The organism is Streptomyces kanamyceticus (assembly GCF_008704495.1).
Taxonomy (GTDB): Bacteria; Actinomycetota; Actinomycetes; order Streptomycetales; family Streptomycetaceae; genus Streptomyces; species Streptomyces kanamyceticus.
On the sequence record NZ_CP023699.1, the window covers coordinates 4,858,068 to 4,880,957 of the forward strand.

General features: G+C 69.9%; 19 protein-coding genes and 2 pseudogenes. 9 read left to right on the plus strand and 12 right to left on the minus strand.

All coding sequences use genetic code 11. The features are described from left to right. Positions 1–48: 48 nt before the first annotated feature. Complete coding sequence (locus tag CP970_RS20490) at positions 49–720, minus strand: YdcF family protein (protein ID WP_055546059.1); 672 nt, start codon at positions 718–720, stop codon at positions 49–51. Positions 721–736: 16 nt separating this feature from the next. Then, a pseudogene (locus CP970_RS20495) lies at positions 737–1,159 on the minus strand (hypothetical protein); the annotation flags it as partial. A gap of 122 nt (positions 1,160–1,281) precedes the next feature. Here CP970_RS20495 and CP970_RS20500 point away from each other — a divergent pair. Then, positions 1,282–1,566, plus strand: a pseudogene (locus CP970_RS20500) (ATP-binding protein); the annotation flags it as partial. A 64-nt stretch (positions 1,567–1,630) separates the two neighbouring features. On the opposite strand, the gene CP970_RS20505 reads toward CP970_RS20500, so the two are convergent. The 4 genes from CP970_RS20505 to CP970_RS20520 all read right to left on the minus strand — a co-directional run bounded on the left by CP970_RS20505 (position 1,631) and on the right by CP970_RS20520 (position 6,312). Continuing rightward, entirely contained in the window at positions 1,631–2,731 is a 1,101-nt protein-coding gene (locus CP970_RS20505) for a Fic family protein (RefSeq protein ID WP_055546061.1), read from the minus strand. A gap of 1,246 nt (positions 2,732–3,977) precedes the next feature. Then, entirely contained in the window at positions 3,978–4,661 is a 684-nt protein-coding gene (locus tag CP970_RS20510; RefSeq protein ID WP_055546063.1) for a DUF4232 domain-containing protein, read from the minus strand. A gap of 223 nt (positions 4,662–4,884) precedes the next feature. Continuing rightward, on the minus strand, positions 4,885–5,637 hold the full coding sequence (locus CP970_RS20515; RefSeq protein ID WP_055546065.1) for an SDR family NAD(P)-dependent oxidoreductase: 753 nt from the start codon (positions 5,635–5,637) through the stop codon (positions 4,885–4,887). A gap of 63 nt (positions 5,638–5,700) precedes the next feature. After that, positions 5,701–6,312, minus strand: a complete 612-nt coding sequence (locus CP970_RS20520) for an NAD(P)-dependent oxidoreductase (RefSeq protein ID WP_055546067.1) — start codon at positions 6,310–6,312, stop codon at positions 5,701–5,703. A 139-nt stretch (positions 6,313–6,451) separates the two neighbouring features. On the opposite strand from CP970_RS20520, the gene CP970_RS20525 reads away from it, so the two are divergent. From CP970_RS20525 to CP970_RS20550, 6 genes are all read left to right on the plus strand, one after another. Beyond that, entirely contained in the window at positions 6,452–7,165 is a 714-nt protein-coding gene (locus CP970_RS20525; RefSeq protein ID WP_224058563.1) for a TetR/AcrR family transcriptional regulator, read from the plus strand. Between the two features lie 167 nt (positions 7,166–7,332). Next, the gene (gene phoA / locus CP970_RS20530; protein WP_150493667.1) at positions 7,333–8,736 is read left to right on the plus strand and encodes an alkaline phosphatase; all 1,404 of its coding nucleotides are present in this window, start codon (positions 7,333–7,335) and stop codon (positions 8,734–8,736) included. Positions 8,737–8,884: 148 nt separating this feature from the next. Continuing rightward, positions 8,885–9,484, plus strand: a complete 600-nt coding sequence (locus tag CP970_RS20535) for a chemotaxis protein CheB (RefSeq protein WP_055557121.1) — start codon at positions 8,885–8,887, stop codon at positions 9,482–9,484. Then, a complete protein-coding gene (locus CP970_RS20540; RefSeq protein WP_055557123.1) occupies positions 9,485–11,350 on the plus strand; it encodes a CheR family methyltransferase in 1,866 nt (621 codons plus the stop codon). 22 nt (positions 11,351–11,372) lie between these two features. Further along, entirely contained in the window at positions 11,373–12,236 is an 864-nt protein-coding gene (locus tag CP970_RS20545) for a GAF and ANTAR domain-containing protein (protein WP_055557125.1), read from the plus strand. A gap of 13 nt (positions 12,237–12,249) precedes the next feature. Beyond that, positions 12,250–12,987 (plus strand): GAF and ANTAR domain-containing protein, encoded by a 738-nt coding sequence (locus CP970_RS20550; protein WP_055557127.1) that lies wholly within the window; start codon positions 12,250–12,252, stop codon positions 12,985–12,987. Positions 12,988–13,058: 71 nt separating this feature from the next. On the opposite strand, the gene CP970_RS44260 is transcribed toward CP970_RS20550, so the two are convergent. The 3 genes from CP970_RS44260 to CP970_RS45030 form a co-directional block, all read right to left on the minus strand. Beyond that, entirely contained in the window at positions 13,059–13,232 is a 174-nt protein-coding gene (locus CP970_RS44260) for a hypothetical protein (RefSeq protein WP_157877807.1), read from the minus strand. 160 nt (positions 13,233–13,392) lie between these two features. Then, a complete protein-coding gene (locus tag CP970_RS20555) occupies positions 13,393–15,726 on the minus strand; it encodes an ATP-binding protein (RefSeq protein WP_317987194.1) in 2,334 nt (777 codons plus the stop codon). Continuing rightward, complete coding sequence (locus tag CP970_RS45030; protein ID WP_224058565.1) at positions 15,645–16,571, minus strand: AfsR/SARP family transcriptional regulator; 927 nt, start codon at positions 16,569–16,571, stop codon at positions 15,645–15,647. The genes CP970_RS20555 and CP970_RS45030 overlap by 82 nt, the downstream gene beginning before the upstream one ends. Positions 16,572–16,827: 256 nt before the next feature. Between CP970_RS45030 and CP970_RS20560 the strand changes: the two genes are divergently transcribed. Both CP970_RS20560 and CP970_RS20565 read left to right on the plus strand, forming a co-directional pair. Then, the gene (locus CP970_RS20560) at positions 16,828–18,309 is read left to right on the plus strand and encodes an ATP-binding protein (protein ID WP_150493669.1); all 1,482 of its coding nucleotides are present in this window, start codon (positions 16,828–16,830) and stop codon (positions 18,307–18,309) included. Positions 18,310–18,988: 679 nt separating this feature from the next. Further along, the gene (locus tag CP970_RS20565; RefSeq protein WP_191094934.1) at positions 18,989–20,083 is read left to right on the plus strand and encodes a tetratricopeptide repeat protein; all 1,095 of its coding nucleotides are present in this window, start codon (positions 18,989–18,991) and stop codon (positions 20,081–20,083) included. Here CP970_RS20565 and CP970_RS20570 read toward each other — a convergent pair. The 3 genes from CP970_RS20570 to CP970_RS20580 all read right to left on the minus strand — a co-directional run bounded on the left by CP970_RS20570 (position 20,034) and on the right by CP970_RS20580 (position 22,836). Continuing rightward, positions 20,034–20,612 (minus strand): hypothetical protein, encoded by a 579-nt coding sequence (locus CP970_RS20570; protein WP_150493671.1) that lies wholly within the window; start codon positions 20,610–20,612, stop codon positions 20,034–20,036. The genes CP970_RS20565 and CP970_RS20570 overlap by 50 nt on opposite strands. Beyond that, positions 20,609–21,841 carry a hypothetical protein gene (locus tag CP970_RS20575; RefSeq protein ID WP_224058567.1) on the minus strand — a complete coding sequence of 411 codons (1,233 nt, stop codon included), beginning with the start codon at positions 21,839–21,841 and terminating at the stop codon, positions 20,609–20,611. Before CP970_RS20575 ends, CP970_RS20570 begins: the two co-directional genes overlap by 4 nt. A gap of 110 nt (positions 21,842–21,951) precedes the next feature. Continuing rightward, a complete protein-coding gene (locus tag CP970_RS20580) occupies positions 21,952–22,836 on the minus strand; it encodes a helix-turn-helix domain-containing protein (protein WP_079043976.1) in 885 nt (294 codons plus the stop codon). Positions 22,837–22,890: the final 54 nt, after the last annotated feature.

Here is a 22,890-nt window from a genome sequence, read left to right on the forward strand (position 1 = left end):
CTTTGCTGCCTCAGTGACGGCGACCTGGGTCCGCTTGGCGCGGGGAGCTCAGGAACCGACGAGGCGGCTGGTGAAGCCGTCGCGGATGAGGGACTCGTACGCGGCATGCACGTCGTCCGGGACCTCCTGCTCGACGGCGAACCCGCGCTTCGGGTACTCGATCACCCGCTGGAGGTCGCCGACGAGCATGTCCAGCACGAGCTTCTCGTCGCCGATGCTCTTGAGGTAGTCGTCGAACTCCATCCGCTCCGAGGCGCACACGATGTCCACCTCGGGCCACAGCTTGCGGGCGGTCGCGTACGAGCGGCGCTCCATGTACGGCTTGGAGACCAGCAGCACCGTGGCCGGGGTGATGCCCGCGGCCGCAAGGACGTCACGGGAGAGGGTGATGTTCTGCCCGGTGTTCGCCGCGTTCGGCTCCAGCAGGATCGCGGAGGCCGGTACGCCGAGGTCGTCGACGGCGTGCTCACGGAAGTGCACCGCTTCGCCGCGCGGGAAGACCTTGGCGGTGGTGGGGCTGTTGCCACCGCTGAAGACGAGAGTGGGGAAGAGTCCTGCGTGGTACAGCTCGGCGGCGCGGGCGGCTACGCCGAGGTCGTGGCTTCCCAGTCCGATCGCCACGTTGACGACGCGGGGTTCGTGGTGCATCTGGTGGTAGTCCCAGACCGACTTCGCCTGACGCCACTGGCCTTCGGTGATGGCCTGCCGGATATCCCTCACGCGTTCATCTCCCTGCTCACCGTCGAAGCCGGGGCCCCATCGGTCCCTCGCTGCTGGCCTTGACGCTCTCGATACTGCGCAGTTGGTGCACGAGTCCGTACTGCGCGGCCGTTGTCGCGGCCCGGTCGAGGACGTGAGCCCCATCATCCCGGGTCGCCGGGTCGGAGAGCAGGATGTGGCCGTGCGCGGTGTCCAGTCGTACGCGTTGCATCGGTGAGTCGGTACTCCCGCTGCGGCGAGCGATGTCGATGAAGTGCAGGGCCTGGGTGAGGTCGCCGCTGCCGCGGCGGGCGAGGGCGAGCTTCTGGTGAGCGACCGACCAGTCGTCGGGTTCGGTGAGGTCCTCGAACTCGCGGGTGGCGGCCTGTATGACGCGGGTCGCGTAGGCCTGGGCGGCGGCCTCCAGCTTGCCGGACATCTCCGCGACGACGGTGAGTGATGAGGAACGTGATGACCGAGCTGATTCCACTTGTCCCGCCTATCTCGTCTATCCCGTCAGCCTCTTCAAGCCAACGGTTCTTCAACGCCCAGCCTGAATCGGTGTGACGGGCACGGGAGTTCGTCACCGAGACTCTGAACCGCTGGGACCTGCGGGCCCGCACCGAAGACATCCGGCTCTGCGTGTCCGAACTGGCGACGAATGCGGTTGTTCACGGGACCGTTCCGGGGCGTGGGTTCCTCGTCCGCCTCGATTCGGAGAACGACGACGCCGTACGCCTGGAAGTACACGACAGCCGCCGCCGTCATCCCTTCGTGCGTGAGCCGGCCGCCACCGACCTCTCCGGGAGGGGGCTCATGCTGGTGGCCGCGCTCTCGGATGGGTGGGGAGTGGAGGCGCCGTGCTGAGCGACGAACGCACGGCTGGCTTCTGGCGCGAAGGGAGTTGGAGCACCCGTGCGCACTCAGTCATCTAGTCCTGGTCTGCGACCAGGGGCATGAAAGCTCGAAGAATCGCGGTGCGCGGGGCGACTCGCAGGGTTGCTCCACGACCGGCAGTGATGAGAAGCCCCATTTTGTGAAGCGCGTTGATGTCGCGCGAGATCGTCTTCTCTTCCCGGCCTGCATACTCCTCCGCGATAGCAGGGGTGACACCCCGGATGTCACCGCGCTTCGTCCAGTGCCCCACCGGCAGGCTGAGGAGCAGCCGACGCTGACGGGCACAAGCGGGTGTGGTCTTTTCGTGGAACGCCTCGTGTACATAGTTGCGCCAGGTGACGCCCATCTGCTGTCCCTGAATCTCAGCGATCTGCTGGCGCAGACCGTCGACGAGTCCTTGTAGGGCGTACTTGATGAACGCACTCACGTCGTAGGGCACCTGACTGGTTCGCCGGAGTTGGCGGTAATACTCGGCGCGGGTCTTGTTGTAGTGGTCCGCCAAGACATGAGCCGCGACGGTCGGAGCACCAGCTTGCACCGTCATTTGGTACTCGATTAGACGTGCGGTTCGGCCGTTGCCGTCTTCGAACGGATGGATCCAGGCGATGTACAGGTGCGCCATGATCGCAGCCAAGACCGCGGCTGGCTGACGCATGACGCCGTCCGTTGCGCGCAAGTCCTCCAACCACGTGCACAGTCGGTCGATCAGGAATGCACAGTCTTCAGCGGGAGCGCCGCGGTAGTGAGACCCCACGAGGACGCTGGTGGTGCGGATGTCGCCTGGCTTCGAGTCTCCATCCATGGGGAGCTGATCCAGGACGATCTTGTTGAACTCGCAGATGCGCGCACGTGTGAGTGTCAGTGGCGTGCCGTCTGCCACTTCGTGGACGATCTGGTTGTACCCACGGATGACGTTGTCGATCTCCTGCCCCAGGTACTCCTGCGATGGAGGTAGGGGAAGTTCTTGGTCCACGCGCTTACGGACATCCTGCTCGGTGAGTGTGTTGCCCTCGATCTGTGTAGTGGCATGGGCACCCTTGGTCAGGTACACCGTGTTGAGTTCTGCCGCCACATCGGGCTGCAGTGGCACGCCAGCGATGTGTTCCAGCTTGGAGATGGCTTCACCAAGCAACATCCAGCACTCATGATCAAGACGGCGAGTGTCCAACTGAAATGTAATCCACGGGTGTGTCCGCTCATATGTCCGCATCTTCGCTCCCCAGACAGCGACAGAACATACGCACCGAGCTGCATGTTCACGATTTACGACCCTGTTTTTGTCCATTCTAGTGTCTGGGTCTGCGGCCGCCAACGGAGGCACGTTCACCCCGAGGGGAAGGTGTACCTAAACGGCTCTTTTTGGCCGATCTGCGACCGGCCGCGTGGCTCAGGCCAGCGGGGGGACAGCGAGGCGCCCGTGCCTACGCGATCGGCTGTCCCGGCCTCGTCGGCTGGCTTTCGTCGCCTGGGGCTCAGATACCCCCGGGTCCGGCTCCGCCAAGGGGCTTTCGAGGCACTGGTTGCCATTCGCGTGCCAGACCCTGCGAGGAACCGCGGGAACTGCCCCGGGTACGGCCACCTCTCCAACTCCGCTCCGCCGCAGATCAGCGCAGAAATTGCCACTACGAAACCCAAGCTCAGGGCGCAGTTTCGCCTTCGCTGACGCGCCGGTCTTCTCGCATGCGAGCCCGAAGCACAGCAAGGGCATCGTCATAAGTTCGACGACCCTCCAAGTACGCGGGATCAGCGACCAAGACTCCCTCAATCACCCGATCTCGGAGGTCACAGAGACGGCGGAATGCATCCTCCGACGCCTCTACGACGCGGCCGGGCGCGCTGACGGTCATCTGGTACCTCAGTCCGATGCATGGCCCGAATGCTTCGCGGGCCGTGGCGCGTCGCGTCGACGGCCCCATGTCCGGATCCCGGGCCATATTGCCGCAGGCGTGACGGGCCTCGGACAGGCCGGCCAGGTAGTCCGCGTACAGGCTTCGACGCGCTTGCGTCTCGCGGTCTGAACGTTCTCGCCTCCACGGTTGGCGGTCCAGAAGCATGGCAGATCCTGTGGCGATCGCCGCGCCAACTATGGTGCTGATGAGGGTGATCCACTGCATAAAGCGACCGTAGTCACTGCCACGATGCACGTCGGTCCGCACCACAACGGCACCAGGCCGAGCGGGGAACAACGGGAAACTGTGGTGAAAGTAGCCGAGCCCGAAGAAGCCGCAGGCTAGCCGTTCAGTTAGGTCAGAGCCTGAATTGGCCCGGACTTATCGCAGCTTCCCAAGCTGTGAGTGCGAGATCAGTTCTCGTCGCCCGCTGCACAGTTGAGGCCCAGGTCAGGTGACCTGGGCCTTCTTGTTTGTGCGCGGGCGGCGCTCTTAGTTGGTGGTGTGGGTGGGGTAGACCTGTACGTCGGTGTAGGCGCCCTTGATGGCTCCGGCGGCCGTCGGCCAGTCCAGGGTTACGTTGTGGGTCTCGTTCGGGGGCGTGACGATGATGTTGGTCGGGGAGGCCAGGCTGTCGCCGGAGGTGTCGATGTCGTAGGCCAGGTTGAAGACCGCGGCGTCGCCCGGCTTCAGGGTGGTGACGCGGGGCTGGGCCTGGCCGCGCTCGATCGGGTTGGACGTGTTGTCCTCGTCCTTGATGTCGACGCCCGCGAAGCCCGTCGCCGAGCAGGTCGTCGAACCCCGGTTGATCATCGTGATGTCGATCCGGCCCTCGCCCCCGCCGGCCGCGGCGTCCTGCGCGTCTATCGCCAGGTCCGCCGTCTTGCAGAACGTGACCTTGCCGCCACCACCAGACTTCGCCGCGCCGCCCCCGGCCGCCTCCGCCTTCGTGTCCTCACCCGAACCAGAACCCGAACCCGAACCCGCCTTCGCTCCGTCCGCCTTCGCGTCACCGGAGCCCGAACCAGCCTCCGACTTCGAGCCGCTGTTGGAGGACGACGAGGAGCCCTTGGAGGAGGAACCCGTCCCGGAGTCGTCACCGCCGCCACAAGCCGTCAGCGAGAGCGCGGCGGCGACGCCGAGAGCGGCAAAGGCGGAAAGGCGGGTGTACTTCACGGTGTTCCCCCAGGAGTGGCTCGGTGGAGTAGCTCGGTGTTTGCGGTCTGGAGTATTTGTAGCCCGCAGCGAGTTACAGGCGGTCCACCGCGAAGTCTTCGTTCTGTCACAGGCACATCAGAGTCAGAATCAACATCCGGCACAGCTTCAGGCTCGGCGTCAGAAGCCAACACAGGCACCGTCGGTACCCGCCAAGTTGCCCCCGCCTGCACCCCGTTGACCTCTACGCCCGCCGCCCTCCATCCACCGGCAGCGCGACCCCCGTTACGTAAGACGCCTTGTTCGAGCACAGCCACACCGCCGCCGCCGCGGCCTCCTCCGATGTGGCCGTGCGGCCCAGCGGGATGGTTGCCTCCTGGATGGCGATCAGGTCGGTGCCCGCCGCGATCCTTTCGAGGGCGGGTGTGTGGGTCGGGCCGGGGCAGACCGCGTTGACGCGGATCTGGTGGGGGGCGTAGTCGACTGCGGCGGTCTTGGTGAGACCTACGATGCCGTGCTTGGCGGCCACGTAGGCGGGGGCCGCCGGGATGGCGTGCAGGCCGCCTGCGGAGGCGATGTTGACGATCGCGCCTCCGCCGCGGCTCCGCAGTGCGGGCAGCTCGTACTTCATGCACAGGAAGGTCCCGCTCAGGTTCACGTGGACCACGTGCTCGAACTCGTCCAGGGGCATCTCGTCGAGCTGTCGGTTGTGCGAGTCCAGGCCCGCGTTGTTCACGGCTAAGTCGAGGCCGCCGTATGTCGCGACCGTGCGCTCGATGGCCGTTCGTACGGCGTCTTCATCGGTGATGTCGACGGGGACAGGCAGCGCCTCGCCGCCGTCGGCCCTGATCAGCTTCGTCGTCTCGACCGCCGTGCTCTCGTCTATGTCAGTGACGGTCACCGCCGCGCCCTGCCGGGCCAGTTCGATCGCCGTCGCGCGGCCGATTCCGCTGCCCGCGCCCGTCACCAGGCCGATTTTTCCCGCGAGGTTGCTCATCGTGCTCTCCCTGAGGATGAGACGTCGTGTGTGTCAGGTAACTCGGTTCTTCCGGAGCGGAGTTCAGCTGAGGGGGACGACGATTTCGGTGGCGTGTCCGCCCGTTTCCGCCTCGTCCAGCAACAGCGCCGCCACCGTCGTACGGGAGATCCTGGGCGGCAGCAGCGGGCGGCGCAGGCCCGCGAGGGGTACCACGTGGCGGGTGGGGCTGAGGGGGCCGTCCGTGATGTCCGGGGCGTGGAACACCGTGGCGCCGGCGTTCAGGGCGATCTGGTCCGCCTCGGCCTTCTCCGCGAGTTCCGAGCCGACGAACATCCTCATCACGAGCGCGTAGATCAGCCCGCCCGAACGGCTCGACACACCGGATCCCAGGGCGCCCAGCCACACCGTGCGGACCTTCGACTCCGCGAGCAGCCTCGCCCCGGCGACCAGGGCGCCGGGTCCTTCGCCCTTGCCGATGCCGATGGCCGAGATCACCACGTCGACATCGTCCAGGTCGGGGAAGGTCCCCGGGGAGGAGACATCCGCCCTCCGCGTCTCGACCTGCCGGGGCGCGGCCACGGCCACCTTCCCCGGGGTGCGGACGAGCGCCACCACCTCGTGTCCGCGCTCGACCGCCTGTTCCACCAGCGTGCCGCCGGTCCTGCCCGACGCGCCGAGTATCGCGATGCGCATGCTGATCCACCCACTCCCTTGACTGAACAAGTGTTGGTTATGTGAGTAAACAACCGTTGGTTAGCGGCGTCAAGGAGGGAGGCGGAAGGCGGCATGTACGGTTGCTGGATCGTTCTCACTGGTCGGAAGGGGGCTGGTGGTGTCGTCTCAGGAGCAGCCCGCCCCTCGCCGTCGCAATCCACGAGGGCAGGGTCAAGTACTCAGGGCTCAGCTCATCGACGCCGCGGCCAGGCTCCTCGCCACCCTCGACCGGCCAGAGACACTGACGCTCCGACAGGTCGCGCGCGAGGTCGGTGTCGCCCCGGCCAGCATCTACAGCCACTTCCCCGACCTCGGCGCGCTGGTCCAGCACGTACTGCGGATGCGCTACGAGGAACTGGCCCGGCTGATGGACCAGGCCGCGCGGCCCGCCCCGGATCCGCTGGCCGACGTCGTCGGCCGCTGCGCCGCCTACGTACGCTGGGGAGTCGACCAGCCCGGCCACTACCGGACCCTCTTCGGCGGACGCACACCCAGCGCACCCAGCACGCCGAGCACACCCAGCACGCCCACCGATCCCGTCACCGGGTCGGCCCACGGAGCCGGTGAAGAACTCCTCGGAGCCCTGGTCGCCTCCCTCGCCGCCGTCACCGACCCGGACCGGACGCCGAAGCAGACGCAGACGACGCCCGAACAGCAGTGGCAGGCCGGGCTCCTGCTCTGGACCGCCCTGCACGGCCTCGTCAGCCTCTACAACGAGCACGGGGACATGCCCTGGCCTCCCCTGGACGCCCTGCTCGCCGACCTGATCGGTCTGCACACCGGCCGCCCCGCGGCCGACATCGCGGCCCTTTTGGCATCGGGCGCCAGTTAGCCGAACAGGGCGCGAAGTCACCTACGGCATCGTCGAACGTGCGGATGACACTCGTGGAGATGCCGCGTCGCCCCCGCGACATCGCGAAGGCACCGCCACGTCCCACGCGGTTCATGTCCCGCTGGTGAGGTGGCCGCATCGTACCGAGACGTTTTGAGGAGTTCCGCATGGCCAGACCGCGTCTGTCCCGTTCGCGTCGTCGACTGATCGTTGCCTCGTCCGTGGTCGCCGCCACCGCCGTGGCCGTCACCGTCACCGCCAGTGCGGGGGCGTCCGACACCAAGGACCAGGCCCGTCGGGCGATCCAGGGTGGCAAGGCCAAGAACGTCATCCTGCTCATCGGTGACGGCATGGGTGACTCCGAGATCACCCTCGCCCGGGACTACACGGTGGGTGCCAACGGGCGCCTCAACATGGACAAGTTCCCGCTGACCGGCGCCTACACGACGTACGCCGTGCACAAGGACGGCTCCCCCGACTACGTCACCGACTCCGCCGCCAGTGGTTCCGGCTGGGCCACCGGGGTGAAGACCGTGAACGGGCGGATATCCAAGACGCCCGACACCGACAAGGCCGTGCCCACGATCCTGGAGCTCGCGCAGAAGAAGGGGTACGCGACCGGGTCCGTCACCACCGCCGAGCTCACCGACGCCACCCCGGCCGTCCTCGCGTCGCACGCCACCGACCGCAGCTGCCAGGGTCCGGCCGACATGGCCAAGTGCCCCGCGGACACCATCGCCAAGGGCGGCCCCGGCTCCATCGCGGAGCAGAGCGTCAACCACAAGGTCGACGTCCTCCTCGGCGGCGGCAAGCAGCGCTTCGACCAGAAGGTCACCGACGGCAAGTACAAGGGCCTCACGGTGACCGAGCAGGCGAAGAAGCTCGGGTATCAAATCGTCACCAATGACCGTGAGTTGAAAAAGGTCAAGTCCGTCAAGGGCGGTAAGCCCGTGCTCGGGCTCTTCGCGCCCGGCAACGTGCCCGTCGAGTGGACCGGCAAGGCCGCCGCCAAGGGCGGGACCGACCCGCAGCGCTGCACCACCTCCAACCCCGGTCGTCCCGCGGGCACCCCCGCCCTCGACGACCAGGCCACCAAGGCCATCAAGCTCCTCGAGGCCAAGCAGAAGAGCGGGAAGGGTGGGAAGCACGGGAAGGGCGGGCAAGGGTTCTTCCTGCAGGTCGAAGGTGCCTCCATCGACAAGCAGGACCACGCCGCCGACCCCTGCGGCCAGATCGGTGAGACCGCCGCGTTCGACCGCGCCGTGAAGGTCGCGCGCGACTACGCCGCCAAGCACCCGGACACCCTGGTCGTCACCACCGCCGACCACGCCCACACCAGCCAGATCGTGCCCCTTGAGGCGCAGCCGCCCGGCCTCTCCTCCACGCTCGTCACCGACGAGGGCCAGCAGCTGAAGGTCAACTACTCGACCAACACGCCCGGTCAGTCCCAGGAGCACACCGGCACGCAGGTGCGGATCGCGGCGCAGGGCCCGCAGGCGTACCGCGTTCTCGGCGTCACCAACCAGACCGACCTCTTCACCACCGTGCGTGAGGCGCTCCGCCTTCGCTGAACGGGCTCGCCCAGGAGTTGAACGGGCTCGTACAGGAGGGGAGGGTGTCGGCCACTGGTCGGTGTCGGTGCCCTTCCCTCCTGCTCCCAATCTCTCTTGTCCGGGACGAGTCACCTGCACGCGGCGGCAGGTCCGATAGGCTCGCCGTGTGACGGCAGCCCACCAGCCTCCGGGCCCCTACGCCATCGTCGCCGTCGCATCGTCCGCGGGCGGCATCCAGGCCCTGATAGCGCTGCTCGCGGAGCTTGGCCCAGACCTTCCCGTGCCGGTCCTCGCGGTGCAGCACCTCGACCCGCGGCACCGGACGGTGATCGCCGACGTGCTCGCCCGCCGGACCGAACTTCCGGTCAAGCTCGCGGTGGACGGGGAGTACGCGCGGCCCGGCACCGTCCACATCGCCCCTCCCGCCCGGCACCTGCTCGTGCGCTCCGACGGTCTCCTCACGCTGACCGACACCGAGCTCGTGCACTTCGTACGCCCCTCCGCCGACCTCCTCTTCGAATCGGTCGCGAGCGCCTACGGGCCCCGGTCGATCGTCTGTGTGCTCACCGGGACCGGGGTGGACGGCGCGAAGGGCGCCCAGGCCGTCGGCTCGCATGGCGGGACCGTGATCGTCCAGGATCCGGAAGACGCGGAACACCCGGGGATGCCGCAGGCGGCGATCGATACGGGAGCCGCGGATTTCGTGCTACCTCTTGAAGAGATCGCGGCGTTCATCCGCGGACTCGTCGAGGCCAAGAGGCAGTAAATGGGCGCATCGCAGCATGCCGACACCGATGAGGCGCTGGAGGCACTCCTCGTCTTCATCAGGGAGGCCCGCGGCTTCGACTTCACGGGCTACAAGCGCTCCACCCTGAGCCGTCGCATCAACAAGCGCATGACCGACGTCGGCATCAGCTCGTACGCGGACTACCAGGATCTCCTGGAGACCAGCGCCGAGGAATTCGGTGCTCTGTTCAACACGATCCTGATCAACGTCACGTCCTTCTTCCGCGACCCGGACGCCTGGACCCTGCTGCAGCGCGAGATCATCCCCGAGCTGATCGCGGACATCGCGCCCGAGCAGGAGATCAGGGTGTGGAGCGCGGGCTGCTCCAGCGGCGAGGAGCCGTACTCGCTGGCCATCATGTTCGCCGAGGCGCTGGGCCTCGACGAGTGCCTGAGGCGCGTCAAGATCTACGCCACGGACGTCGACGAGGAGGCGCTGCGCGAGGCCCGCTCGGGTCTTTACCCGGTGAAGGCGCTGGAGCCGATCAGCCTGGAGCTGCGGCAGAAGTACTTCGAGCAGAACGGCGCCCAGTTCAGCTTCCACACCGAACTGCGGCGCCGGGTGATCTTCGGGCGGCACGACGTCACCCGGGACGCCCCGATCTCCCGGCTCGACCTGCTGGTCTGCCGCAACACCCTGATGTACTTCAACGTCGAGGCCCAGACGCAGATCCTGGACCGCTTCCACTTCGCGCTGCGCAAGGAAGCCCTCCTCTTCCTCGGCAAGGCCGAGATGCTGCTCAACGACGCCGAGCGGTTCGAAGTGACCGACATGCGCCAGCGGATCTTCCGACGCAGCGCGGGCCAGGCCGGGACGCCCTACCAGGCGGCCCCCCTCAAGATCAGGGCGAGCACGGGCCCCGAGGGGAGCTCGGTCGCCCGCAGCCGCCTACTGCGCGATCTGGCCCTGGACACGGGTCCGACCCCCTCCATCACCGTCGACGCCGAAGGAAGTCTCGTGATGGTGAACAACCAGGCGAGGATCCAGTTCGGCCTCGCCACCGCCGACCTGGGCCGTCCCTTCCAGGACCTGGAGATCTCCTACCGTCCCCTCGAACTCCGCTCCCTCATCGACCAGGCCATCGCCGAGCGCAGGACGCTCCGGGTCAACAGGGTCGAGCGGCGCGTGGGCGAGGAGGTCCAGTACGTCGACATCCTCATCCAGCCGCTCGCCGGACTCAATGGCGTGCATGTGGCGACCACGATCTCGTTCTCCGACGTCACGGTCGTCACGCGGCTGAAGGCCGAGGTCAAGCGAGTCAGGGAGGACCTGGAGACGGCGTACGAGGAACTCCAGTCCACGAACGAGGAGTTGGAAACCACCAACGAGGAACTCCAGTCCAGCATCGAGGAGCTGGAGACCACCAACGAAGAACTCCAGTCGACGAACGAGGAGTTGGAGACGACCAACGAGGAACTCCAGTCCGGCAACGAGGAACTGGAGACCATGAACGACGAGATGCGCATCCGCTCCGAGGAGCTCGACGAGGCCACGGCGTTCCTGGAGGCCGTGCTCACCAGCATCGCGGCGGGCGTGGTGGTCCTGGACAGCGACCTGAAGGTCAGGAGCTGGAACCGCGGCGCCGTGGACATGTGGGGGCTGCGCGCGGACGAAGTCATCGACCAGTCGTTCTTCGGGCTCGACTTCGGGCTGCCCACCGAGGTCCTGCTGCCCGTGGTGTCCGAGTGCCTGAGCTCCCGTCAGCGCTCGGGGCCGATCGGCGTCGAATCCATGAGCCGCATCGGCAGGCCCATCACCTGCGACGTCTTCTGCTCCCCGTTCGACGGACACCACGGCGGTGTCGTCCTCATGATGGAAGAGAGCCGAACCGACCCCCAGGACTGAAATCGCCCCGTACGCTTTGGGTATGGACCCGCAGAACTATGCGGAACGACTCGCTCTCGCGATGCAGGCGCAGGACCGCGCCCGCCGTGCGAACGAGCGCGCGATGCGGGCGGAGAGGGCTGCCGAGCGGCACGAACTCCTGAGCGCACGGCAGCGGCCGGGGTGGGAGATACACACCCAGGTCGCGGCGAGGCATCGCCGTTCCGCGGCCTGTCACCGCTCCTCGGCCCGCCTCCAGGAGGCGTTCGCCCGGCGGGCGACGCAATGGGCGGAAGGCCTGAGCGCACAGCCCCGCTTCATGACCGGTGTCGCCGAGGCGTGCGGCACGACCAGCGCGGCGCTCACCCTGGTCGACAGCGAACAGAACCAGCTCGCGGTGGCCACGTCCAACGAACCCGCCCGCGCGGCACAGGACTTGGAGTACGTACTCGGGGAGGGCCCGGCCAGAGACGTGACGGCCGCACGCCGTCCGCTCCACGTGTCGGGGCCCGTGATCGAGAAGCGCTGGCCGGGGTACGGGCCCGCCCTGGTGTCCCTGGGCATCACGGCGGTGGCCGCCGTGCCCCTGAAGGCACAGGACAGCTGCATCGGTTCGCTCGCGGTGTTCGATCTGGGTCCTCCCGGCCGGGCGGTGTTCGTCGGCCTCGCCGACGTAGCCGAGGCGCTCACCCGCATCGTGGTGCTCGGCCCCGACGCCGACCCGGAGCTCTACGGGGGAACGGACCACCGGGACACCGTGCAGCAGGCCGTCGGCATGCTCACCGTCCAGTCCGGCTGTTCGGCCTCCGACGCGCTGGCGCTCATCAAGGCGCGGGCGTTCACCGGAGAGATGTCCACCGAGGTGGTAGCCCGGCGGATCCTGCACGGAGAACTCGAACTCGGCTGAGGGAGAACCGGCAATGAGGCCCGAGCAGCAGCTGGCGGACGTCTTCGTCGCACTGGCCCGCGGGACGGAGGAGTCACCGGACGTTCCGGGGACCCTGTCGGTCCTCGCGCACCACAGCCCACGGCTGCTGGATGCCCGCGCGGCCTCCGTGGTGTACGTGCCCGGCGGGCGCGAGGCGCCCCAGGTGGTGGGCTCCGACCCCGAGGTCACTCTTCTGGAGCGGGACGCCGTCGAGCGGGGCGAGGGGCCCGCCCACGACTGCCTGCGCCAAGGACGGTGCCCGCGTCTGGTGGGCCTCGCCGACCCTGCTGCGCGGTGGCGCTGGCCGCACTACGCCCCGCAGGCCGTGGCGCTGGGCTACAACCGCGTGGCCGTCCATCCCTTACGGGGCCGCGGCGGGGTCACCGGCGCGCTGCTCCTGCTGTCGTCCGAAGCCGCGGGCCCGGTCGACCCGGACATGCTGGAACTCGGCCAGTCGATGGCGGACTTCACGGCCGTCACCCTGGAGCGCGTACGCGAGGCCGAACAGAGCCGGACCCTCACCGTGCAGTTGGAACGGGCCCTGATCAGCCGGGTGATCATCGAACAGGCCAAGGGCGTGCTCGCCGCCCACCGGCGGGTGACCATGGACGAGGCCTTCGACGTACTGCGCAAGTACGCGCGTTCGCGTCGGCGGCAGTTGAGCGAGGTGTCGCGCGAGGTGGTCGAAGGGCAGGCGGATCCCGAGCTGACCGGGCCGATCGAGGGGTGAGACCGGGCCGGTCGAGACGTGGTGCCGGGCCGGGGGAGGGGTGGGGCCGGGCCGGGTGGGGTGGGGCTGTGTTAGACGGGGGTTTTGTCGTTCGACATCGGGTTGTCGCGCATGGACCCGCCGTAGGCCATGCAGACCAGGGCCACCATGAGGGTTGCTATCGCGATTCCACGTCGCCCCCGGGAGGTCGAGCGGCCATTGTTTGACTTCTTGTCAGCCCGGCCGTCGTCTTTCTTGCGCTGCACCGAAGAAGGCTCCTTGCATGAATGGCACTTTCAGGGATGTGGGCATGACCCATCGACGCCAAGATACGGCATCGTAGCGATCGCCCCCCACAGGCCACAATGCTAGCCAGACAGATAGCCGGACAACGAACTTTGGCCATGAATTCGGGGAGAGCGGCACTCAGTGCCAATTAGGCGTGCCACTTAACCGCGCCGCCGCGACCGCCTCCAGCCCCCGCGAGGCCCTCTCCTCCTCGACCCGCGCCCCGATCCGCCGGCTGATCGACAAGCTCTGCTCCATGTGCGCGACGGCCTGCGCCATGCGCCCCGTGTCGAGTTCGACGCGCGCCAGGTCGTAGAGGACGTCCACCACCTCTCCCTCGGCGTGGATGTCCCTGAGCACCGCGAGAGCGGCGACGTGTTGAGGGAGGGCCTGTTCGCCGCGGCCCGCGATCCGATGAGCTCTGCCGATGCCGTTCAGGGCGATGCCTTCCCCCTGTCGGTCACCGACCGCACGCAGCACGGGTAAGGCCCTGCCGAAGAGCGCGAGGGCCTCGTCCGGCCTGCCGAGAGTGGTGAGGACATTCGCCAGGTTTATCTGGAGGGTGGCGTGATCGCCTCTGCTGCCCATGCCCGCCGACAATTCGATGGCTTCTCGGTACGACTTCTCGGCGGCCTCTGGATCACCGTTCTTGCGGAATAACTCCGCCATGTTATTCAGCGTTCGATATCTCCCTCTATCGTCACCTTCGGCGGTGAATCCGGCGAGGGCGGCAACGAAACATTCGACCGCTTCCACCTTCTCACCCAGGTGGAGATGGGCTATTCCGAGGAGATTTCGAACCCTGGCCGTTTGGAGGGTCTTTTCCGTTTGCACTAGGTAACTCAGGGAGTGCTGCTGGAGCGAGCGCACCAACGCGTAGCGGCCCGTCTGCCACAGCGGGATCGACAGCTGGTGGATGGCCTCACTCTCCAGCTCGCCGTCCTGGAGGGTCCGCGCGATGTCCTGGGCCTCACGCGCCGCCGCGATCCCTTCCTCGTACGCTCCGCTGTGCGTATGGACGGCGGACAGGTCCAGGAGGGCCCGCGCCCGCGCCGCGCCGTCGCCGACGGACCGCCAGTGCGCGACGGCCCGGCGCAGCAGCGGCTCGGCCGCGACGAGGTGGCCCTCCATGTCGAGGAATCCGGCCAAGACATGGACAGCTTGTGCCAGTTGACTTTCCGGGCCGTTCTGTCGAATCCAGTCGAGCGTATCCAGGAGATTGGCGCCCTCCGTCATCAGCCAGCGCTCCGCGGCGTGCGCGTCGGTGATCTCCGGGCCCGTGCGGCGGCCGGTCGCCGCGGGCGTTCCCTCGGCGTCGAGCGGAATGCGCGAGCGGAAGGGATAGGCCATCCTGTCGGCGCGGTCGGCGACTTGGACGTAGTGATCCATCAATTGCCGTACGGCCTTGCGGACTTCGCCTTCCGGTTCGAGGGCGTCATCGTCGTACAGCGAACGCGCGTACTCCCGCAAAAGATCATGCATGCTGAATCGATGCGGGGACGGCTCGGAAATCAGGTGCTGGGAGAGGAGTTCTTCCAGAATTCGGTCCGTCTCTTCGACGGGGAGCCCGGCGAGGGCCGCCACCGCGTGCGGCCCGAACTCCACCCCGAAGTGCAGGCCCATGCGGCGGAAGACCAGCCGCTGGGGTGGTGTGAGGGCGCGGCAGGAGAGGTCGAAGACGTGGCGTAACGTCCGCTCTCCGTCGCGCAGTTCGGGCAGGTGCGCGCTGCCCGCGGTCAGCTGGTCGAGCAGGTCCGACGTGCTCCACGAGGGGCGGGAGAGCAGGCGGCTCGCGGCGATCTCGATGGCGAGGGGCAGATGCCCGCATCTCAGGATGATCTCCTCGACCTCGGCTCGCCGGGTGACGCACCGCCCGTCCACACGCCGTTCGAAGAGCAGCACCGCGTCGTCGCGCGGCAGCACGTCGAGGGAGACGGGCCGTACGCCCGGCAGTCCGGGCAGACGGCGACGGCTGGTCACCACGACCGCCGTCGGCGAGTCACCTGGCAGCAGCGGCCTGACCTGGCCGGTGTCTGCGGCGTCGTCCAGGATCACCATCATGCGGCGGTCGCGCACCGTGGTGCGCCAGAGGGAGACCAACTCGTCCAGATCCTGTGGCAGTTCCTTGGGCGGTAAGCCGAGCAGCCGCAGGAGTTCGGCGAGGGCGCGGGTCGCGGGGAGCGGGTCCCGGTCGGAGGCGTGGCCGCCCAGGTGCAGGAAGAGACGGCCGTCCGGGAAGCGGTCCCTGAGCCGGTGGGCCAGGTGGACCGCCATGGCCGTCTTGCCCACGCCGCCCATGCCGTCGATGGCCTCGACGGTGACGACCGCGGCCGACGTGCCGTTTCCCTCGCAGAGGGCGGCGGTAAGGCGGCGGAGTTCGTCGTGACGGCCTACCCAGGGGATGTCGCGGGGGACGTTGTCGGGGATGCGGTGGGGTGAGGTGGTGGTGGGGGCTGGGGGGCGGGGGTGGATCCGGCGCGCGGATCGGTGCGGGTGTTGGTGCTGGTACCCGTGCTGATGCCGGTGCCTGTGCCGGTCCCTGATCCCGTGCCTTCCAGGAGTGCCGCCGCCGGTGCCCCGGAGAGGATTCCCTGCTGGACCCCGCGCAGTCGGCGGCCCGCGTCCAGACCGATGTCGCGGACGACGCGCTGGCGGGTACGCTGCAGCAGTCGCGTCGCCTCGGCCGTACGGCTGCTGCCGTACAGCGCGATGGCCAGCTGCTCGGTGAGCGCCTCGTCGACGGGGTGCTCGTCGGCGAGCGGCAGCAGCACGGGTACGGCGTCGGCGAACCTGCCCGCCCGCATGAGGATGTCGGCGCGCAGCATGGCGGCGGCGAGGCCGCTCTCGGCGACGGTGGCGCGCAGCCGGGCGGCCCAGGATCCGGTGATCCCGGCCAGGGGTTCGCCGCGCCAGAGGCCCGCCGCGTGGTCGAGCAGGCGCAGGGCAGCGGCGTCGTCCCTGCTGTCCTTCAGGGAGCGGGCCTGGTCGACGCAGCTCGTGTAGCGGCGCAGGTCGACGCGGTCCGGGTCGACCCGCATCACGTACGCGTTGGTGCTGCTCACGACGGCGGGCGCCGAACCGCCCGCGACCCGTAGGGCCTTGCGGATGCGGGAGACGTGGGCGTGCAGGGCCTCGCGGGCCTTGAACGGGGGGTCCTCGTCCCAGATCCGGTGGATCAGGGTCTCCATGCCGACGGTGCGGCTCGCGTCCCAGGCGAGTGCGGCGAAGGCGAGGCGGGTCTTGGTGGAACCGATGTCACCGCACCGGCCCGCGGCCGCCACCTCGACCGGGCCCGAAAGTCGGATCTCGAATTCCACCAGCGTCCTCCCGCCGGGGTCCGGCCCTCTCCTGGCCGGGGGTCCGAGAGTGACATGAACCTGCCGTGCAGACCATATGCGTATCGCTTAAGTCTGAAACTGAACGGCGCTCCAATCATTCTGTTCATTTCCCGGAAGGAGTGGGGAGTGACTCCCCAGCGCACTGAAGAAGCGGCATTCCTCGTGCATATGCTGCCGACATGATCGGATAGTCGAGAAGGGGGCCACATTCGTGCCAGTCCCACAATCCGGCAGAGTGGAAGCGCTGTTGTCGGCCATGGTCGCGTGCGGATCCGATCGGGAATCCCTCGCCTGGCGCGCGTTGGCCCAAGTGGTACGGGAGGCGGGGGCCGGGGAGTTGTGGCCGCCGCAGGGGGCCGGGGCGGGCTCGGGGCTTGCGGAGTTACGGGAACTCGCCGTACTTCTCGATGAGTTGGCGGAGCGCGAGCCCCGCATTCGTGACGCGCTCGCGGACTGGCTTCGGCACGACGCGCCCTCCCACTCGCCCCCGTCCGCCTCCGTTAGTTCCAACGTCATCGGGGGATCCGCCGTACTCCACGGTCCCAACGTGCAGGCCCACCTCATCCACGGCGGCGTCCACATCCACCAGCAGGCCGCGCCACCGGTGCAGCACCCACTACCCGTGCCGCGCCAACTCCCGCCCGTACGGGAACAGTTCGTGGACCGGGAGGGTGACATCCGCGTCCTGGACGGCATGCGCGATCGGCGGCCCGCGCACGCGGCTCCGCTCCTCGTCGTCAGCGGGTTCGCCGGAGTCGGGAAGACCAGCCTCGTCTCGCGCTGGCTGCACCGGAACGCGAGCAGTTACCCGGACGGGCACCTCTACGCCGACCTCGGCGGTTCCTCGGGTGCGGATTCCTCGGGTGCGGAGGAGAGCGGTCCGCTCGCTCCCGCCACCGTCCTGGAGGGGTTCCTGTTCGCGCTCGGGGCGCCGTCGGTCCCTTCGAGCGTCGCGGGGCGCGTCTCCCTGTGGCGCACGCTGACGTCGGGCCTGCGCCTCGCGGTGCTCCTGGACAACGCGTTCACGGCCGCGCAAGTACGTCCGCTGCGGCTCGGCACGCCGACCGGACTCACCGTGGTGACCAGCAGGAGCGACCTCACGGGGCTGCGGGTCGACGGGGCTTCCGTGCACCGGCTCGGCGCGCTGCCCGCCGAATCGGCGGTCGAGCTGCTCGCGATCGGCGCAGGCGGTGGGCGCGTCGCGCGGGATCCGGCCGCCGCCCGTGAAGTGGTCACGCTGTGCGGCAGGTTGCCCCTGGCGGTGTGCCTGGCATCCGCCCAACTCGCCGCCCGCCCGCACCGTTCCGTGTCCGCACTCGCGGAAAGCCTGGCCCAGGGGCAGGGGTCCCTGGACACGCTGCGCGTCGACGGGGAGGCCGTGATGCGTACGGCGCTCGACATGTCCTACGGCCTGCTGCCGCCGGAGGCGGCGGCGCTCTACAGGCGGATGGGGCTGCTGCCCACAGACCGCTACGACACGTACTTACTGGCGGCGGTCGCCTGCGCGGCGGGCGGGAGCGGGCCCGGTGCGGGTGCGGACGGGGCTGCGCCCGGCGCCGGTGGGACAGAGGCGACCGCGCCCGAAGCCGGTACGACCGACGGGACCCCACGTGATGCCGTGGCGGCAGACGGGACCGCCGACGCCAGCGCGGCGGGCGGGGGCGGGTGGGGACGGGGCTGCGCCCCGCGCCGGTGGGACAGGGGCGGCCGCACCTGAAGCCGGTGCGGCCGACGGGACCCCACGTGATGCCATGGCGGCAGACGGGACCGCCGACGCCTGCGCGGCGGGCGGGAGCGGGCCCGGTGCGGGCGCGGACGGGGCTGCGCCCCACGCCGGTGGGACAGGGGCGGCCGCACCTGAAGCCGGTGCGGCAGACAGGACCCCACGCGATGCCATGGCGGCAGACGGAACCGCCGACGCCTGCGCGGCGGGCGGGAACAGGCCCGGTGCGGGTACGGACGGGGCTGCGCCCCACGCCGGTGGGACAGGGACGACCGCGCCCGAAGCCGGTGCGGCCGACGGGACCCCACGCGATGCCGTGGCGGCAGACGGGACCGCCGACGCCTGCGCGGCGGGCGGGAACAGGCCCGGTGCGGGTACGGACAGGGCTGCGCCCCACGCCGGTGGGACAGGGACGACCGCGCCCGAAGCCGGTGCGGCCGACGGGACCCCACGCGATGCCGTGGCGGCAGACGGGACCGCCGACGCCTGCGCGGCGGGCGGGAACAGGCCGGGGCCGAGGGCGGGTGCGGGTGCGGCAGACTCGACCGGTGACGCCGGTGCGGCCGACGGGACCCCACCCGCCGATACACCAGACACGACACCGCCCAACGCCAGTGCGGAGGGCGCGACCCCGCCCGCCCCCGCCTCAGTAGACCTCCCCATCAGCATCCTCATGGAGGCCCACCTCCTCGAAGAGACCGGCCCCGGGGCCTACCGCTTTCACGATCTCGTGCGGCCGCACGCCCGGCGCGTCGGTGAGGCTGAGGAGAGCGGCGCGCAGCGCGCGTACACGCTGCGGCGGTACGTCGACTGGTGTCTGGTCACCGCCGCCGCGGCCGAGCGCATCCTCACGCCGAGTCACCCGTTGCCGGGGCACGAGCCGACCGGCACGGGCGTCGCGCCGACCCCGCTCGACGGGCCCGACGAGGCGCTCGCCTGGCTCGACGCCCACCGCGAAGGGCTGATGGGCGCCGTGCGCCACTGCTCCCGTGCGGGGCTGCACACCTCCTGTTGGCGTCTGGTGGATCTCGCCTGGCCGCTCTTCCTGCGGCTCAGACCCACCGACATGTGGATCGAGGCGCACCGCATCGGCCTCGAATCGGCACGCGCGAGCGGCTCCCGGCAGGGCGAGGGGCGCATGCTGACCTCCGGCGCGATCGGGCTGCGCTACGCCGGGCAGTACGAAGAGGCGGCCCACTGGTACCGGCAGGCACTGGAGAACGCCACGGCGGACGGCGACGTACGCCAGCAGGCCCAGGCCATCAACGGGCTCGGCCACCTCAGTCTGCTCACCCGACGCCTCGACGAGGCCCGCGCCCACTTCGAACACGCCCTGCGGTTAAGGGAGTCCATCGGCTATGCGCGCGGCGCCGCACTCACCCGTACCCGGCTCGGCGAAACCGCCCTCGCGGGCGGGCTCCTGGCCTCGGCGGCCGCTCATCTGCGCCGCGCGCACGAGGAGTTGACCGCGCTCGGCGAGGGATACGAGGCCGCCCGCGCGCTCGCCCTCCTCGGCCACGTGCTGGCCGAGGAGGGCGATCACGAGGGCGGCACCCGGCGGCTCGGCGAGGCCCTGTCCAGCTTCCGCGCGGGCGGCGCGCGCTCGGAGCACTGGGAGGGCCGCTGCCTGGAGTGGCTCGGCCAGGCGGCGGAGGCCCAGGGCGACACGGCCGGGGCCCGCCGCCGCTACGAGTCCGCGCGGGACTTCTTCAGCCGCCTCAACCCGAGCGACGCGGAACGGCTCGACGAACGGCTGCGCCACCTGTGAGCCGCAGCGCCCCCGGCGCCCCTCCCCAGACCAGCCACGCGTGCGCGAGCGAGGCGACCGCGTGGGGCGGCAGGGTCGTCGGTGCGGGCGCGGGTGCGGACAGCAGGGCGAGCGTGCCGTCCCGTGCGGCAACCGCGTAGCCCGTACCGCCGTCGACCCCACCGACGGGGACCACCGCGACGAGACAGCCCGGGTGGCACGCCAGCAACCGGGCCGCCCCGCGCCGCGCCGCCGTACGCCGTAGCCGTTCCCGTGTCACCAGGACATCGGCGTACGCCGCGACGCGCGCCCCGTCCCGGGTGTCCGGGTCCGCCCACAGGTGGACGTCGTCACGGGCGCCCTTCGGCGGGTGACCGTCGAAACCGGGCGGTCGCGCAGCCAGGCGTACGACCAGCAACCCGTCCCCGGCCGCCGAGCACCAGCTCACCGAGGCGAGGAGGGCAGCCCCACCCGCGCGGCCGGGCGGCGGCGCCCCGAACCGCACCGTGCCCCACGCCGCATCCGGCGCGGCCCCGCGCCCCCCGTTCACCGCAACGCCCCCGTCTCCCACCGCTCCAGCGGCCCGGGCAGCGGCAACGGCGGTACGACGGGTGGGCTCGCCGGTTCGCCGAGGCCGAGGAGCCGGTAGAGGACGGACCGCATCCGCCGGTGGAAATCGCCCGGGGCCGAGGAGAGCAGAGCCGCCACCTCGTCGTACTGGCCTGGCCTGAACTGCCGTACCGCGTAGTCCAGTTGCTCGGCCAGCGGGTGCGCGGGCACGAGCGCGGGGGCCGTGGCGGCGAGGCGTGCCGCCGGGGAGTACGCCGAGATCTCCCTGCGCGGTCCCGGGGTGAGCAGCAGCGCGGCATCGGTGAGGGTGCCGTACGCCGTGAGCGAGCCGTGGTCGCCGATGAGCACGTCGGAGGCGATGAGGACCGCCTGCCAGTCGGCCTCCGGCGGGACGAGCGCGATGCCGTGGTCCCGGCAGCCCGCGAGCCAGCCGCGCACCTGCCAGGCACCGTGCCCGGCGAAGACGTTCGGGTGGACGAGGAGCGCCACCCGGTCGGCGGCGCCCGGGAGTTGGTGCAGCAGGTGCGGCAGCAGGGCGTCGATCCTGCCGAACGTGGAGGTCGGCCCCCAGGTGGAGGCGACGGTCACCAGGCGCTCCCCCGGCGCGACGCCCAGCGCCCCGCGGTACTGCTCGCGCCGGGACATCCCCGCCGTGATCCGGTCGACGCAGGGGTCGCCCACCACATGGGCCACGGGCAGCGCCTCGGGGCAGGAGCGGGCGAGTTCCGCCACGTCGCGTTCGTGCGCGTAGGTGATCGCGGCGGGGCCCACCCGGCCTTCGTGCAGCAGGTGTTGAGGGCTCAGCATCCCGGGCGACCTGGCCTCGCCGGGTGCCAGCAGGCTGGTGTCGCTGAGCAGCTTGATGTGGCCCGCGCCGTGCGAGACGCGCACGACGGGTGCGCGCAGTTCGTACACGCCCCGGGATCCGGCGGCGAGCACCAGGTCGAACTCGGTGCGCAGCGCGTCCTCCCAGGCCAGGGCAGCGATGCCGAGATCCTGGAGGTACTGCGCGACCCCGGTCCCGAAGACGTGCGGTGCGGTGGTGAAGACGACCTGGACGCGGAGGTCGGCGGCCAGGAGGCCGAAGACCTCGCGCAGGCGCTGGGCGAACGTGACGGTGTGCACGACCACCAGGACCCGCTTGCAGTCCTGTACGGTCAGCCACCTGCCCTGCTCGATCAGCGCTGTTCTCGTGGTGATGACAGACACGGCGTTCCCCCATCCTCTGTCGGCTGCGTGCGGCAGTCGGCAGAGTGGTTCCCGCCCCGAACGGCACTTTCCTTGCAGGTGCCTTGCAGCTTCCTTGTCAGAACAGGACTTCAGGGCGCGGCCCGGACCATTCCCGCGATCCTCGCCAGGCCCCGCGCCGCCTCCGACCCCTCCTCCGCCCCGAACACGTGCACGACGAGCCCCGTCTCGCCCGGCGCCGCCGGTACGTGCAGGGTTTCGAAGTCCAGCGTGAGGATCCCGGCCGCCGCGTGCCACAGGCGCTTGCGGCCCGCCGCGCACATCACCACCTCGCCGCTGTCCCAGATCGTACGGAACTCGGCACTCAGCGCGGTGAGTTCGGCGATGAGCTCCATGAGCGGGGTGTCGCCGGGGTAGCGGCCCGCGGCGACGCGCAGCTGGCCCACCGCTTCCGCCGCGCGGTCCCGCCAGTCGGGGTGGACGTCCTTGGCCGCGGGGTCGAGGAAGAGGAAACGGGCGTTGTTGCGGTCGCGGCGTGCCGGTTCCGCGAGGCCGCCGAGGAGTTCGGCGCCGAGGCCGTTCCAGGCGACCACGTCGAGGCGGTGGTCCGTGGCGAAGGCCGGGAAGCCTTCGGCGACGCCGTCCAGGATCCGCCGCAGCAGGGGGCTGACCCGAGCCGTCGGCACGGGGCCCTGCTCCGCCGAGGTCAGGGTGGCGAGGTGGCGGCGTTCCGCCGTGTCCAGGCCGAGGGCGCGGGCCAGGGCGTCGAGCACGTCGGGGGACGGCTGGGTGGCGCGGCCCTGTTCCAGGCGTACGTAGTAGTCGACGCTGATCCCGGCGAGCTGGGCCAGTTCCTCGCGGCGCAGGCCGCGTACCCTGCGGCGCGGACCGCCCGGCAGCCCGACGCTCTCCGGCGCGACGCGGCCGCGCCGGGCGCGCAGGAAGTCACCGATGTCGTTGCCGCGCTGTGCGCTCTGCCCGCCCTGCGTGTGCCCCGCCCCGTTCATACGGCTCATACAGCCAAGTATGGGTGGGACTGCCGATACCAGGAACGGGGTTCCTCCGCCGGG